Raw genomic sequence first — 13,459 nt, forward strand, 5'->3', positions numbered from 1 at the left:
GGAATGTAAAACCATCGACAAAATGACCGGAGTACGCTCCAGCATGCCATCTGATGATCCTGCGATTCCAGAGAGTAAAGTGGTTGCCAATTACGATGCTGATGACAATGTAGTGAGTTACACACTGCTTGACCGCAACAGCAATCAGCCCACTATGATCATGGAACCGCTGGAGTTTGCTGCTCACCAAAATGCGTCATTCGGTCTACAAGCGATGATGCAATTGTCACCGCAATATGCGTTAGGCTTCGCTTCTGCAGGGATGCATTCTGCAAACGGCAATACTGGTCAGGCATACCAGAATCTGGGCGCTGGAGTAACGTCGGAAGATTATTTCCGTGACGTGGCGTTAGGAATTGCGGGCGCTGCGATTTCTGCTGTAGGAGTGGCTAAACCTAGCCCAGTTCTTTCTGACGGTGCTGCGAATGCTGGTACTGGATTGGGCTTAAAAAACAACTGGCAAACCAGCAACAATTGTTTGAATTGACTTCTGGAAAAGGATTATCAATTGCCGGAAATGGGGCTAGTACAACTTTGCGGGATGCCCCTCGTTTAGCCTCCGAATATGGTGGAAATTCAAGTGATTGGAGCAAAATAAGTAGTCAGGGCTACGTTAGTTCCGATGGTATTAAGTTTGAAATTCATGCGTATCGTAACGCAGTAACTGGGCAAGTTGTTGAGCCAAAATCAATCCGTTTGAAATAACCAATCATATGAAAAATCGAAAAGCATCAAATGAAATTGAGGAAATAGCGCGACAAAATTTGGTTACCTTGGCGGAAGCTATGCTTGATGGTGATTTATCCTTTTTTGAAGGTGCCATAGAAGTGCTTACATTAAGAGAAAAAGTCGGTGGCGTGGTCGACAGAGATCCGGATTTTGATGCATTTCTAGTGATTATGTCTGAAACAGATCACTTGCCACTCAAGAGTCAGCACTCTCTTTGGTCATCGGAATCTCTGAAGTACTTAGAGCCCGAATATCTAAGTGCTGAAGAGTGGGCAAAATCTTTTGCTCCTCAAGCATGCAAAAATTTAATTAATCGTTTTAAATTGTGATGCGAATAATCGGCAGTTGCATCCTGATGAGAAAACGCTTGCCAAGCGACTGGCGGCGAACAGCGATGGAAAATACACTGTCGAGCAAGTTGAAGATGCCATGCGGGCGGCAAACAACAAGGCGTTGGGAGAAGGCGTCGATGCAGGCGCAATTGTCGATGTGAATGGCGATACGGCGACGGTCTACGATGATGGTGCGAAATGGTCGGTCGTGTGGAAAGATGGTAAGCAACAATTAGTACAGCAGATTCCTTCGAATATTTCTCCGGATTTGATGACATACATTGCACAAAATTCTGGTGGTAATTATGGGTGGTCTCCGACAGAAAATATGGCGTTTAACATGAACAATTCGTCGGGGATATTTAATCCATTTGCAAAGGCAAATTGTGTCGGAACACAATGTTCGGTGGTGAGGGTAGATCCTCCGCTGCTGACTAGAGATCAGATGGCAGATGTTGCGGGATTCTTTGCTACGCAAGCAGGATGGATTGGCTCTGCAGCAGCGATGGCCGGAGCTATACCAGGACCTCATACTCTTGCTGCTGAAGATGCCGCATTGTTTGCAACATTAGTAGGTTTCGGAGCTGGTGGATTGGAGCAAATATTACGACTAAATGCTAAAAATATTGGCGTTGACGGCACCATAGATTTAATAAATTATTATATCTCTGAAAAAAAATCAATTACTTAGCCCGACAATAAATGGGGTAGGTGAGGCCATTAAAGGTTACGATCGGGCTAACTCATTAAAGAAGAGCAATAAATGAATACTGTGAAGATGTTTATTAAGGACGGCAATTTTGCTCCATGGTTAAGAACAGTTTTTATAATGTTAGGAGCCAGCGTCGTTTATATCAGTTTAAAGTATATCGATTCAGTTTTTTTAATGACGTTCGGATTAGTATTGGCTGCGCTAGGTGGTTATTCGAGTAGAGCAAAAATGCTTGGCTTAAAGCCGTTCGACAACGCATATAAAAAAGTCAAAGATAGCTACAAGGAAGATGAGAATAAAAAAAATGAAGCTGATCAAGATAAAAATAGCTCGTAGTATTTAGGTGTTTATAAACACAAAAATCCCCATCATCATCTAGCCGTAACCAGATGTTGTTGGGATTTCGTCTTTTTTAGCAGCTAAAAAGCGCGTGCTTATGTGCTGCTTATTCGCTGGTGATAATCAAACATCCGTTCATGACTCTGACTTTGACGTGAGTACGTGGCACGAACCCTGCTGCTGTGAGCCAGCTGCCTTGCAGACGTATCCTGCCTTTCGTGCTGTGAAACACTGGTAACTGCTCGCGAATAATCGCGCCCTTCATCCGAAAGAAGCTGAACTCCTTAAACAAAACGCACGTCGTTTTGCGAAAGAAAAGTACAAGACAGATGACCCTACGCCAGAGCAAATTCAGGGTGCGTTATCATCGCTGGCAAACACGGCACAAAATCTAATTGATTATAATCTCGGTTACGACGTGCCTTACTCAGCACAGGCAGAAGCGTTCTTACATACTTTGCAGTCGGAATATGCCGCCACTAATCCCAGCCTGTCTATCGGTAATGGACAGTTTCTGTTCTATGCGACGAACGACTAAAAAAACTCACCTTATATCAACAGCGGTTACGTCGATAAAGAAATTGCCGGTGTGATTATTAAAGCGCCGATCAGACAACCGGAAATAGCGGGCGCCAATAAGATTAAGCGCGATCCGGCAACCAACTTGCCGCTGGATGACGAAGGCCGCTATGCGCAACAAATATCGGTCGATGGCAAAATGCATGCGCCGAAATATTTTCCTGGTCCGACTGCGTCGGCTGGTTGCGGTGGGCAAAATCTGGATATGTCTGATCCCGGGACGGTGGCTTATGTAAAAGCGCTGGATCAGAAGATACTCAGTGATATCGGGAATGGAGCGACTATGGTGGTGATAGTCAATCCGGTTGGGGCAGCTGGGGCTGTTGCCGGTCTAATTGGATAAGCGTCTTCATTGACTTCTGGTTTACTTGATGGGCAGCTTAAAAAGGCGGGTAGCAAAGAAATATTAACTTTCGTTGTCCAGCGATATTTGCAACGTGTTTGTGGAATTGGATCCGCTACCGCGGTCAGAATTGTATCGCTAATTGAGCTGAGTGGCGGATGGCAAGCCTTTGTTGATAGGGGCCAACAAGAAGTAAAAAATATGCAAGGAGATAAAAAATGAATCGTTTATATGCATATCACTTGGGTATTTTTTTCGCATAGACCCAAAATACACATTTACTTCTATATTGGCAAAAAGATTTTAAATAAGCTCGTAGGCTGTGGGCCACTGATTTTCTTTTTTTCTCAGAATGGGCCTGCTAGTCGTGTTCATTTATGTTCCATCAGTCCAGCCCTTTGGACTCCCATCCAAGGCTAGTTAACTTAACGCCGCCTTGCAGTTCTTGTTTGCCCGCACCATTGACAATTTGAGCTATGTAAGGGAAGGCAATTTGAAACTCTGGTTTTTTAGTCCAATCAGCCAGATTTTCAATCTTGTATAGGTATTCCACGTTCGCTTCTTGGTAGTCGCCAAACTTCATTGGACCTTCCCATTTTACGATCTTATCGAGTGCCTTTTTGCCATAACAAACATCGCCCTGCATAAATTTTTTCGCGCCACCAAGACCAATCTGATTGACTTCTTTTTCGCGGTAAAACTTCTTGCCTGCATCGGTCAAAGAGTAACGTTTTACTTTGAATTTATGTCCGGTTGGCTTGTTGTCGAACATATCTATTTGATCGACCTCTGTATCTACTCCTGACGCTAAGCCAATTGCCGCCAGAGCTTCCATCCGGCCCGCCGTTCCAGTCGGCATAGTCTTTTGTAAGCGCAAATCCATCTCTGTTACATCGATAGGCCATTTGTTGAGTTGCAAGCAAAGCTCACCTTTCTTGTCGAGGTATTGGCTAATTGCCATGCTAAAATTTTTCTCATTTACATCCTGCTTGCTGCCGCAACCAGCCAACACCAGAGCCCCAAAAACAGTAGTAATAATTACGCGGTTTTTCATTTATCCAGCCCTTTGACTAAGAGCTTTTTCGATTTTCTTGTCGGTCTTATATTGACTCAATGCATACACTGCCCAAATCGTTGCTGGAATCCAGCCGATAAGAGTCAGTTGCAGAATCAGACAAATAACGCCAGCAAAAGGGCGACCTATTGTGAAGAAGGTTAGCCAGGGGAGAAGCAGGGAAATAATCAAACGCATTTGCAGAGTCTTTCAAGTGTAAATGTTAATGGAAGGTGGTTAAGAATATGATTTCATGTTCAATTTTTGGTCAGCGAGGTTTGGATTTGTCTTTGTACATGATGATTTCCCTTCTAGCTAGCGCGCATCACGTATTCATCATCGAGGATCGTCATGTCGATATGGTCTGGGATATGTGCCTTGATTGAGGTTCCATTAATTAGCATTTTCCTGCGGCCTTCAGCAGCGCATTGCATGACCTGTCGCTAGTTCCAGTAGTTTGCTTGACGGGTTTTCTTATTCCATTACAAATGGCATCGGACACAACAGGGCCAAGGATAGAAAACGTGCCGGTCACATAACAACTGTATTGCTTACCGGAGTTGGTTTTTACGGTATACGTTGACTTCACGCCATTGTCCACACGATCAGAAATCGTGAAGGCACTTTTTGGTAGGCCCAAGGATGAGGCCGTGTTTTGCTCGAGAGAGTCGTTACTTACGGCTAATGATGCGCAGCCAGAGGTCAATGCAGATATAGCGACAAGTGCACTGGCTAAGGTACGGTGAATGAAAGTCTGTTTCATAAAACCTTTGTAGCTGGTGTGATTGTTAGTGCCTAAAATAGGCCTGACGCGAAACGCATAGATTTAGTTGTTCAGTAAAGTTACATAAATTAGCTCGCCCTCAACACGGTGATTTTTATACCTTCCCTCTGGCATCGAATTGTCCGTAACAAAGGCTGCTGCGAGGGCTACAATTAAAAGAAAAGGTGTCCAGCTTTGCGCATGGGTGGGCGGGTCAGCCGGGCATGCCCCTTTTTTCGTTAGATCAATCAGTTCCGTATTTAGGTGAGTGCGGACCATACAATAAACCATTAGGCTTGTTGGTGGAGAGCAATCGTTGACTGGTGACACCAGCCACCGAGAAACCTTTATCTGTAATGTTATTGGCAATCTGCGTGATAGCTGCAGTCACTAACATACCGATCAATCCACCACTGGCGTTGTTACCTTCTTCATTACTTGATGCCGTCGCTGAACCATTCCATAAGACATCCCCAGTTCTTAAGTCGACTAGCCTCGCTTCGGCCGTTACGACCACAGCACTGTTAAGCACGGTATAAATTGCGCCGTACTTTTTTACATTTACATACAAGGCCGCATCTGCACCAAAGATTTTTTGGAGCTTGGCAGGTGCAATATCATGCATATCTCTGGCGCTTGTCAGGCCATTTTGCTTAAGCGTTTCATCTACCAAAGCCACGGGCAGTACGTAGTAACCAGCCTCACTTAACGGATAAGTTAATTGCGACAGCATGCTGTATGTCGCTTTTACATCCGGCGAGTCATTCAGAGGTGGCAATACCAAAATTGTTTTGGGACGACTTTGCTTGAATGCAGTCAGATCAATTTGCTTGACGGGTGCAACACACCCGGTAGCCAAAAGCATTACCGACAAACATACAAATCCATTTCGGATCTTTTTTAACATAGGTATTTCCTTATTTTTTTGAATTTTTTAATAGAAAATCTATGTAGGTTGCAGACTCAGGAAACAGTGTTTTTTCTGTCTCAAATTCCTGCGCCATCTGATCGTTTTTTCCGATCTCTGCATACAACATACCCAGATGCGCGTGATAGCCGGGTGGAGTCATGCCGTCTGTCGCGCGAATTTTCTGCAGATCTTGTTCTAGAATGCTGATTTGTTGTTCTGCGCCCTGTTCGCCTTTAAAGTGCTCGTATACTTGGGGCTGGTAGCCTTCCCACTGATAAAGCGTCTTTGGTGCGGTATTGCATCCACTTAGCAAGACGCAGCCCAAGAACACAATCGGCAAAACTGATCGTTTACTAAATAATTTTTTCATGTTTTTAATCAGGCTCTAGTTATTTTTTAATGTCGGTTGCCATGTGCCAGAATCGATGGCTGAGACGAGTTTATTGATGGCTTCGCGCATCGCTAAATCGAGTACTTTTCCGTTTAACGTTGAGTCGTAGCTAGCAGTGCCGCCAAAGCCGATGATTTCACGGTTGGAAAGATTGTATTCTCCCGCCCCTTGCGTAGAAAATACGACTTCGGAGGTCTTAATGTTGACAATATTCAGATTGACCTTGGCATAAGCTGTTTGAATCTTTCCACGTCCAAGAATGCCAAAAAGCTGTTGGTCGCCGACTTCTTTCCGCCCAAATTCGGTGACATCGCCAGTAATGACAAAATCTGCTCCTTTGAGGTGTTGAGCTTGTTTTTTGATCGCTGCTTCCTGCTGAATTTCTTGCAGATTATCGCGATCAAGGACATTAAATCGGTTAGTTTGCTGAAGATGCGTGATCAAAATGGTCTTTGCCTGACCACCAAGACGATCAACACCATCAGAAAAAATGCCGCGCATATAACTAGAACGGTTATCAAATTTTCCGACCGCAATTTGGGTGCGCTGACCAACATACGGTTTGCCAGCACTTTCTACCTGTTGAACAGGAACAGCCGTCGAACTTTCGGTAGCACATCCTCCTAAAACGGACAGTAATAAAACGGTAAAAATCAGTGGAAATATTTTAATTTTTTTCATGCATCGATCTCCAGATAAGGAATGAGTGAAGCTATTAATTCGTGTAAAAAAAGAGGTTATATTTTCAAAATAATACGTTGTGGATATCGCATAAATGTCGGCGATAAATTGTTAGCGCCTGGATGGTTTAGCGCATAAACCTGTCATATGCGAGACCACAAAGTTGATGAGAGAAAGTTCGCCCGAAAAATGGTTCGATGCGTTACCTTTAGTGCAAATTAATTTTTTGAGAGAGTCTAATAATGCTTTTCACTTTGGTTTCAGTTTACAAGGCTGTATTGTGTATCCAAAGTGAGTATATATACCGCCATCACTCGCACGATTTAGGTATTTTCCCTATTGTTGAGTCAGTCCGTGATGACTATAATTTCCAGCCATTGATTCTATGAGATTAAATAATGGTTATTTGCGCTGGGTTGATGTTTTTTTGTCAGACTTTGGGTGTTGCCAAGCCGCTCATATGCTGCGTGGGAGCATTGAGCGGAAAGGCTTTGGCTAGTTGTTGGCCGCAGTGAAATTACATCATCCGGGTGGCGCTGGTCTTATTGAAGTGTTGATCGCTATCGTGATTACCGCCTTCTCTTTACTGGGTCTGGCTGGCTTACAAATGGCCGCGCTGCGATATCAAAAAGTTGCCCATTACCGTGCGATAGCCGCCACGTATAGCCACAATCTCGCTGAGCGTGTGCGCGCCAATATCCAGGGTGCGCGTGCAGGTTATTACAGTCCGGCTTTACAAAACTATCCACCCGCTAACGGCGATGTGCCGCAAGCGCCTGGCTGCGCTATTTCCTCTTCTTGTACGCATGCGGAAATTGCGGCTCTTGATATTTACGAATGGCGCACGGCGCTTGCGAATGCTATGGCTGGCGGTTGGGGTGAAATATCTGGTTCCGTGGCCAAGGGTTTCGCCGTTAGCGTGTATTTCAGAGAGCCAGGCAACCGTACGGAAAGCGAGGCAAATGACAGCGAAAGCGTGCTCAATAAAACACAATGCCGAACCGCTGCATTGAATGCTGCAACCGATCAAGATGTGCGCTGTTTTACGACGATATTCGTTCCGTGAAAGTGAATAGTGCATTGATGATGAAAGCAAACGTGCCGGTAATCTGGAGGATAAAAAAACTGATCATCCAGTCACGTGGTATTGCACTACCGGTAACGCTGATTTTTCTTTTGGTGATGACGATTATTGGTGTTGCTGCAATTCGTAACGTCACTCTGGAAGAGAAAATGGCTGGAAATTTGCGGAGTCAGCAACTTGCTTTTGAAGCCGCGGAACAAGTGCTCCGCTATTGCGAAAAATTAGCCCAAGAACTGTCGATATCGCATGCGGTGTTTCCACCTCAGTTACCGCAAGGTCCTATTGCCGACGGCATTAGTCAAGGGAAAAACCATTGGGAGTTGTCGGAAAACTGGCGTAGTGACGTAATTTCTATCGGCCTTCCGTCTCATATTGTTAGTAGTGTTGGCCTCGTCAAGCCGCCCCGTTGCATGATTGAAAAAATGGCGCTTACCGGTGACTACGAATTTGGCTTGAATCCTGCCGATCCCCTAACGGCTTATCGCATTACTGCACGTGGTGTCGGCGTCACCACTAATGTGACGGTATTGTTGCAAAGTTATTTACGACTGTGATCACTATAGATTTGGAACCTGGAGAATGCCATGAGCGGAAAAATATGTTGAGAAAAATAATCTATAGAGCAGGGATTGTATTGATCGGACTCACGATTTTTACTCCTGCTTTCGGTCGTATATCTCAGCTACCATTTTTTACTTCCGGAGGATCTTCTGGTCTGATTTATAACAATCCATTGCTCGATAACGCATCGATTGTGTATCGCGCAAGTTTTACTGCCGATGATTGGAGTGGTCAGTTAAAAGCCTATCACGCCAATGCCGATGGTAGCGTTGGAGCACCTTTATGGGATGCAGAGAAACACATTCCTGGCTGGAAAGTGCGCAATATCGCGACTTGGAATCCAGAGACTAACAGCGCTACTGACTTTCAATGGTCCGGATTAACGGAACAACAAAAAACGACGATAGGATCGATCGAAATGTTGGCCTATGTGCGGGGCGATCCAGCCTTAGAAGCGTCGCATCAGATCGGTCATTTCAGGAGTCGTAAAAGCAGGTTAGGCGATATCGTTAATTCGCTGCCGATTTATGTTAAGAACACGCATTTGGGTTATACGGCTTTGGCGGATATTCACGGCGGCGGAAGCATCTATCAGGATTACGAAAGGGCAAAAAGTGCGCGCACGGCGATGTTGTATGTCGGTGCAAATGACGGTATGTTGCACGCATTCGAGGCCACAACCGGTGCGGAGCGATTTGCGTATATTCCCCATGCAGTGTTTCCACATTTGCACTTACTCAGCGATCCAAATTATAAACACAAACATCACTATTTTGTCGATGGCAAGTTGACGGAAGGCGACGCTTATCTACAACGAGGAAGCGCATCAACTCCGATGTGGAAAACAATCGTCCTTGGCTCAACTGGCGCGGGTGCTAAAAGCGTTTTTGCGCTCGACGTTAGCTCGCCCGATGCTTTGAGTGCTAAGAGCGTGATGTGGGAGCGATCAGATACATTGCGCGGCGGTGTGATCGATAACGATATGGGGCATGTGTTTGGTGAGGCCGCAGTCGTGCGGTTACGTAACGGGCAGTGGGCGGCTTTATACGGAAACGGCTACGACAGCAAAAATAATAAAGCGACGCTCTATCTGGTGAATGTCGCCGATGGCTCGCTGATAAAAAAAATTCATACCGAACACGGGGGGAAAACCGCACCAAACGGGTTGTCAACGCCAGCCCTGCTCTTTAACGCTCACAGAGAAGTTATCGCCGCCTATGCCGGTGATTTACGCGGCAATGTGTGGAAATTCGATTTGGAAAGCACCGATCCGCATGCGTGGACTGTCGGTTATCAACGTCGGCCATTGTATGTCGCGCATGATCGCCAGGGAAAGCCTCAGCCGATTGTTCAACAGCCGGTGATGGCACGTCATCCCAATGGTGGACGCATGATTATGTTTGGGACCGGGAAGTTATTCGAGATAAGCGATCCTGCGGATACCCAGGTTCAGGCAGTTTATGCCTTATGGGAGAAGCCTGATGGCGTGACGACCATTGATGGCGCCTATCAGTTGCAGCAACAAACGCTCTCCCGTATTGAGGGCGGTCGGACGATCAGCAAAAATGCTATTAACTGGCGTAATCAGCGCGGATGGTATGTTGAACTCCCGGATCGGGGTGAGCGCGTGGTTGGAAAATTACAAATACTGAATGGCATGTTGGTTATTATGACAATGACACCCGGCGTCCATACCGGTTTGGATAATGCGCCTTCTTCAGAGCTTATGTTAATAGATTTCACGACCGGTAGCACGCCGTCAAAAGCGCCATTTCCAACCTTGCCACCGCATCAGATGTCGATTCGCGTGCCAGCTTCAATATCGTCGCCGGTAATCGTAACCCAACCTAATGGCAAGCGCGGTTTAGTTATTCAGGCTATGGATGGCAGGGTGAAAATTGTTCCTCTGGCAGTGACGCCGAGGATACCTTTAAGAACCTGGCATCAGCTTGCTGTACCTTTTTAGGCGGTGAATAGGGATGCCACGTCAGTCCACCTTAGATTCCCGGTTCATCCCGTTATGTTGCCTTAATTTGCCCGACTTGGCATTCCGAAATTCGTGATGAGAAACGGTCTTGCATAAAATACTGCACTTAAAATTTCGTTAATTAAATTAAACGCTGTATAGATATCAAGCCATTGCATTCGTATTTATCGAGAGGGGTTACGCAGCGGTTACACGAAGCGATGTCGGCCGTAGAAAACAAAAAAGAGCCACGGGCACCAAGCGCGTAACTCTTTGATATTTATACTTTTCATTGGTGCGGCTGGCTGGAATCGAACCAGCGACCCTTGGCTTCGGAGGCTCATCTAATCCGTAAAAAGTCATTGAATCCAAAGGGTTATTTGTTAACTTCCCTAAATAAAACAATGACTTACCATAATTTCAGTATGCATAAGTACACAGTATTATATTGGCTTTTACCGAAAAAATGGGCTGACCATATGGACAAATTTTGGACAAGAAATTTTCTTTGCTAAGCGCTTGACGGCGAACAAGTACTCCCCGGTATAATCGCCATTCCGACTCTAGAACAGCCGAGGGGTGAGTTTTAGGCAAAGGTAGTTCTTTGCTGGGAAAGTCGGATTGCAACCTAATCAGCGATGGTAGTAATCAAAGTCTCCGTCACGAGTGCCATCGCGGCTTGCAAACGCTAACGGTGACGGTTGCGCCGCCTAAAAAGGATGTGATACGGGCAAGGCAATAGTAATATGATCAGCGCCAAGGTAGCGCTTGGCATGGTGTGTAAAACAAAGGGGAGGAAGCGAGAAGCCCTTGAGTTGTTCTGACACCCGATAGAACATTGTGGTTTACACACCTTAGAACATCATTATTCTTGCGTCGACTGAAAAGAATCTCAGTTTAGACAATAGCGACACATTCCTCGCGTAATGGCAACCTGCTTCAGCAGGTTGCCGGCTTACGCCTGGGAGTGTGTCTTGTTTAATTTTGTAACTTCTCTTGAGTATCTGTCCACAAGATACTCACCTACCCTGTCGGTTCCTGACGTCAGTGAAATCACAGGCGAGCACGAGCAAACAATCCGCAATCGATTGAGTGCCGGTGACTATCCGATCGCTTCATTTAAAATTGGTAAGCGGCGTCTATTTCGGTTGCAAGACATCGCAGCCTACATCGACCAGATGTGCCTTGCCGATGCAAGCCATCCATCAAACAAGCGTCCAAAACCCGGCCGCCCGACAAAGATTCAGCAACTTGCCAAGCGGCAGGCGCAGCAGAATTCCCAGATTGCAGGGAGCTGATAAATGCCATCCCAGCTCACCCTATCTTCGCCAACCGCGTCACGTCAAGACACTCAAGAGGTCGCTCGCTCCCCTTGGGCCGGGCGACTCATACAGCGTGTCAATGCAATCGCCGGGAATGTCCAAGCGAGCAACGATGTCCATGAAGAAGAGCAACACAAAGCTAATATGCACCAGTTGGCCCCTTTCGTCGCCAACCTACTCGGCTACACACTCAAGGATGATACGGCCACGATGGAGGCACCGTTATTCTCATTGTCCACCAAACCGGATATGGACACATGGAGCTGGATTAGTCCGGACAAGAAGAAATGGCTGGAAGTGACGCCTTCCTCCATCGGTCGGGCCACCATCCACGACAAAGACCTTCTGATTTACTTGACCTCACAGGTGGTGGCCGCAATGAACGACGCGGCTCGCTGCAGCGCAAAAATGCCGAGCAGGTGCATACGGTTTACATTACACGACTTTCTGATCGCAACCGGGCGCGACACCGCTGGAAAGTCGTACGCGAGCGTAAAGAGTACCATCGACAGACTATCCGGTACCCGATTGAAAACCAATATCGAAATGGGAAACATTGACTGGCGCACCAGCTTCCGGCTGATCGAACCTACCGACCACGTCATCGAGATGGACATCAATGGTATTAAGCGGACGAAGTCAATCGAGATAACGCTATCCGAATGGCTGTACCGTGCCTTAGAGCGGAAAAAGATACTGACCATCACGCCACACTACTTCATGCTGCGCAAACCACTTGAGAAGCGCCTGTACGAGATAGCACGCAAGCACGTCGGCGAGCAATCAGAGTGGTTTATCAAGGAAGACAACTTGCGGGCGAAGACCGGCAGCAAGGCGAACATCCGAGAATTCAGGCGCATGCTGAACGCTATCATTGATGACGATAACATCCCCGATTACCGAATGGCCACGCGTAGGTCGGAGAAAGGCGAGAACATGGTGCGCTTCTACCCGAAAAGCGCCAAAAAGATCGCGCTAGCCTACGCAAAGGAAGGGAAGTCAGAGCACACCACCCACTGCGCAATTAGCCAAAGGCGTAATATTTCTGACTAATTCCGGTGCGTCACACACACATCCAAATGCATTTTTCTAGGATTAACACAGACACTTTTTCCAGCTGCAGGGCGAAGCTTGCTCGTCCTCATCGACGAAGGCAATCGCGTTTGAAGACAGAAAACGATGGATCGCTGCAAATAAGTTACCAAAAAAACTACGACAGCTAGCGTCCACTGTCGTTGTTTATTAGTCATTCTTTATGTTCGGGGTTTCACACACAATCGTTCGGGGTATTACACACGCTGCCTCGGGGTATCACACACACAACTTCGGGGTATTACACATTGAGAGTTCGGGGTATTACACACGACTCAAAAATAAAAAATTATATAAATCAATGACTTAAGAAACTTGTTCACAGCCAAAAAAATCTTGTTAACTAGGTTATCTTATATAACCATTCACTGGAGTAGCTTTGGCACTGTATGTCCCCTACTCGCGGGTCAACTGATTTGGCCTTTCATGGGTCAAATACCGTGCCACAGGCGGTGACTGGATCGTTACAGGCAGCGGCGTAGTGGCTTCACCACGTATCAAATGCCGTGCCTTTGGCACTCGAGCATCGCAGCGGTCAGCCCCATGCCCTGGCTGGCACGGGTCAAATGCCGTGCCATAGACGGTGGCTGGATCGCTACCG

Annotated in this window: 20 protein-coding genes; 12 read left to right on the forward strand and 8 right to left on the reverse strand. The window is 46.4% G+C overall.

The features are described 5' to 3' along the window. Positions 1-43 precede the first annotated feature (43 nt). From QN379_RS17880 to QN379_RS17900, 5 genes are all read left to right on the forward strand, one after another. A complete protein-coding gene (locus QN379_RS17880; protein ID WP_323507207.1) occupies positions 44-487 on the forward strand; it encodes a hypothetical protein in 444 nt (147 codons plus the stop codon). Next, complete coding sequence (locus QN379_RS17885; protein ID WP_323507208.1) at positions 475-705, forward strand: hypothetical protein; 231 nt, start codon at positions 475-477, stop codon at positions 703-705. Before QN379_RS17880 ends, QN379_RS17885 begins: the two co-directional genes overlap by 13 nt. Positions 706-713: 8 nt before the next feature. Further along, entirely contained in the window at positions 714-1,058 is a 345-nt protein-coding gene (locus QN379_RS17890; RefSeq protein WP_323507209.1) for a DUF2489 domain-containing protein, read from the forward strand. A gap of 16 nt (positions 1,059-1,074) precedes the next feature. Continuing rightward, positions 1,075-1,752 carry a hypothetical protein gene (locus tag QN379_RS17895; protein ID WP_323507210.1) on the forward strand — a complete coding sequence of 226 codons (678 nt, stop codon included), beginning with the start codon at positions 1,075-1,077 and terminating at the stop codon, positions 1,750-1,752. A gap of 72 nt (positions 1,753-1,824) precedes the next feature. Beyond that, entirely contained in the window at positions 1,825-2,109 is a 285-nt protein-coding gene (locus QN379_RS17900; RefSeq protein ID WP_323507211.1) for a hypothetical protein, read from the forward strand. 109 nt (positions 2,110-2,218) lie between these two features. Here QN379_RS17900 and QN379_RS23725 read toward each other — a convergent pair whose 3' ends face one another. Then, on the reverse strand, positions 2,219-2,377 hold the full coding sequence (locus tag QN379_RS23725) for a SymE family type I addiction module toxin (protein WP_369124720.1): 159 nt from the start codon (positions 2,375-2,377) through the stop codon (positions 2,219-2,221). Positions 2,378-2,701: 324 nt separating this feature from the next. Between QN379_RS23725 and QN379_RS17905 the strand changes: the two genes are divergently transcribed. Continuing rightward, positions 2,702-3,034, forward strand: a complete 333-nt coding sequence (locus QN379_RS17905) for a hypothetical protein (protein ID WP_323507212.1) — start codon at positions 2,702-2,704, stop codon at positions 3,032-3,034. A gap of 9 nt (positions 3,035-3,043) precedes the next feature. Continuing rightward, entirely contained in the window at positions 3,044-3,256 is a 213-nt protein-coding gene (locus QN379_RS17910) for a hypothetical protein (RefSeq protein WP_323507213.1), read from the forward strand. A 163-nt stretch (positions 3,257-3,419) separates the two neighbouring features. On the opposite strand, the gene QN379_RS17915 is transcribed toward QN379_RS17910, so the two are convergent. The 6 genes from QN379_RS17915 to QN379_RS17940 all read right to left on the reverse strand — a co-directional run bounded on the left by QN379_RS17915 (position 3,420) and on the right by QN379_RS17940 (position 6,833). Further along, the gene (locus tag QN379_RS17915; RefSeq protein WP_323507214.1) at positions 3,420-4,088 is read right to left on the reverse strand and encodes a hypothetical protein; all 669 of its coding nucleotides are present in this window, start codon (positions 4,086-4,088) and stop codon (positions 3,420-3,422) included. Next, the gene (locus tag QN379_RS17920; RefSeq protein ID WP_323507215.1) at positions 4,089-4,286 is read right to left on the reverse strand and encodes a YqaE/Pmp3 family membrane protein; all 198 of its coding nucleotides are present in this window, start codon (positions 4,284-4,286) and stop codon (positions 4,089-4,091) included. A gap of 199 nt (positions 4,287-4,485) precedes the next feature. Then, positions 4,486-4,851 carry a hypothetical protein gene (locus QN379_RS17925; protein WP_323507216.1) on the reverse strand — a complete coding sequence of 122 codons (366 nt, stop codon included), beginning with the start codon at positions 4,849-4,851 and terminating at the stop codon, positions 4,486-4,488. Between the two features lie 244 nt (positions 4,852-5,095). Continuing rightward, entirely contained in the window at positions 5,096-5,758 is a 663-nt protein-coding gene (locus QN379_RS17930) for a DUF799 domain-containing protein (RefSeq protein WP_416186793.1), read from the reverse strand. A 10-nt stretch (positions 5,759-5,768) separates the two neighbouring features. Next, positions 5,769-6,131 carry a DUF4810 domain-containing protein gene (locus QN379_RS17935; protein WP_322234425.1) on the reverse strand — a complete coding sequence of 121 codons (363 nt, stop codon included), beginning with the start codon at positions 6,129-6,131 and terminating at the stop codon, positions 5,769-5,771. Positions 6,132-6,146: 15 nt separating this feature from the next. After that, positions 6,147-6,833 carry a CsgG/HfaB family protein gene (locus QN379_RS17940; protein WP_323507217.1) on the reverse strand — a complete coding sequence of 229 codons (687 nt, stop codon included), beginning with the start codon at positions 6,831-6,833 and terminating at the stop codon, positions 6,147-6,149. 511 nt (positions 6,834-7,344) lie between these two features. Between QN379_RS17940 and pilV the strand changes: the two genes are divergently transcribed. The 5 genes from pilV (at position 7,345) to QN379_RS17965 (ending at position 12,819) form a co-directional block, all read left to right on the forward strand. Then, positions 7,345-7,899 (forward strand): type IV pilus modification protein PilV, encoded by a 555-nt coding sequence (pilV, locus tag QN379_RS17945; RefSeq protein ID WP_323507224.1) that lies wholly within the window; start codon positions 7,345-7,347, stop codon positions 7,897-7,899. 17 nt (positions 7,900-7,916) lie between these two features. Continuing rightward, positions 7,917-8,471 (forward strand): pilus assembly PilX family protein, encoded by a 555-nt coding sequence (locus QN379_RS17950; RefSeq protein ID WP_323507218.1) that lies wholly within the window; start codon positions 7,917-7,919, stop codon positions 8,469-8,471. A gap of 44 nt (positions 8,472-8,515) precedes the next feature. Then, the gene (locus QN379_RS17955; RefSeq protein WP_323507219.1) at positions 8,516-10,444 is read left to right on the forward strand and encodes a pilus assembly protein; all 1,929 of its coding nucleotides are present in this window, start codon (positions 8,516-8,518) and stop codon (positions 10,442-10,444) included. 974 nt (positions 10,445-11,418) lie between these two features. After that, complete coding sequence (locus QN379_RS17960; RefSeq protein ID WP_323507220.1) at positions 11,419-11,742, forward strand: helix-turn-helix domain-containing protein; 324 nt, start codon at positions 11,419-11,421, stop codon at positions 11,740-11,742. A gap of 3 nt (positions 11,743-11,745) precedes the next feature. Continuing rightward, a complete protein-coding gene (locus tag QN379_RS17965; RefSeq protein ID WP_323507221.1) occupies positions 11,746-12,819 on the forward strand; it encodes a replication initiator protein A in 1,074 nt (357 codons plus the stop codon). Positions 12,820-13,254: 435 nt separating this feature from the next. On the opposite strand, the gene QN379_RS17970 is transcribed toward QN379_RS17965, so the two are convergent. Continuing rightward, on the reverse strand, positions 13,255-13,459 hold a 205-nt coding region (locus QN379_RS17970), incomplete at its 5' end, for a hypothetical protein (RefSeq protein ID WP_323507222.1).

The sequence above is a fragment of the Glaciimonas sp. Gout2 genome (assembly GCF_035018905.1).
Lineage (GTDB): Bacteria > Pseudomonadota > Gammaproteobacteria > Burkholderiales > Burkholderiaceae_D > Glaciimonas.

Coding starts and splice junctions, on each gene's coding strand:
- QN379_RS17880 (WP_323507207.1), top strand. CDS start 44: ATGCCATCTGATGATCCTGCGATTCCAGAGAGTAAAGTGGTTGCCAAT.
- QN379_RS17890 (WP_323507209.1), top strand. CDS start 714: ATGAAAAATCGAAAAGCATCAAATGAAATTGAGGAAATAGCGCGACAA.
- QN379_RS17900 (WP_323507211.1), top strand. CDS start 1,825: ATGAATACTGTGAAGATGTTTATTAAGGACGGCAATTTTGCTCCATGG.
- QN379_RS23725 (WP_369124720.1), bottom strand. CDS start 2,377: ATGAAGGGCGCGATTATTCGCGAGCAGTTACCAGTGTTTCACAGCACG.
- QN379_RS17915 (WP_323507214.1), bottom strand. CDS start 4,088: ATGAAAAACCGCGTAATTATTACTACTGTTTTTGGGGCTCTGGTGTTG.
- QN379_RS17920 (WP_323507215.1), bottom strand. CDS start 4,286: ATGCGTTTGATTATTTCCCTGCTTCTCCCCTGGCTAACCTTCTTCACA.
- QN379_RS17925 (WP_323507216.1), bottom strand. CDS start 4,851: ATGAAACAGACTTTCATTCACCGTACCTTAGCCAGTGCACTTGTCGCT.
- QN379_RS17930 (WP_416186793.1), bottom strand. CDS start 5,758: ATGTTAAAAAAGATCCGAAATGGATTTGTATGTTTGTCGGTAATGCTT.
- QN379_RS17935 (WP_322234425.1), bottom strand. CDS start 6,131: ATGAAAAAATTATTTAGTAAACGATCAGTTTTGCCGATTGTGTTCTTG.
- QN379_RS17940 (WP_323507217.1), bottom strand. CDS start 6,833: ATGAAAAAAATTAAAATATTTCCACTGATTTTTACCGTTTTATTACTG.
- QN379_RS17950 (WP_323507218.1), top strand. CDS start 7,917: ATGATGAAAGCAAACGTGCCGGTAATCTGGAGGATAAAAAAACTGATC.
- QN379_RS17955 (WP_323507219.1), top strand. CDS start 8,516: ATGTTGAGAAAAATAATCTATAGAGCAGGGATTGTATTGATCGGACTC.
- QN379_RS17965 (WP_323507221.1), top strand. CDS start 11,746: ATGCCATCCCAGCTCACCCTATCTTCGCCAACCGCGTCACGTCAAGAC.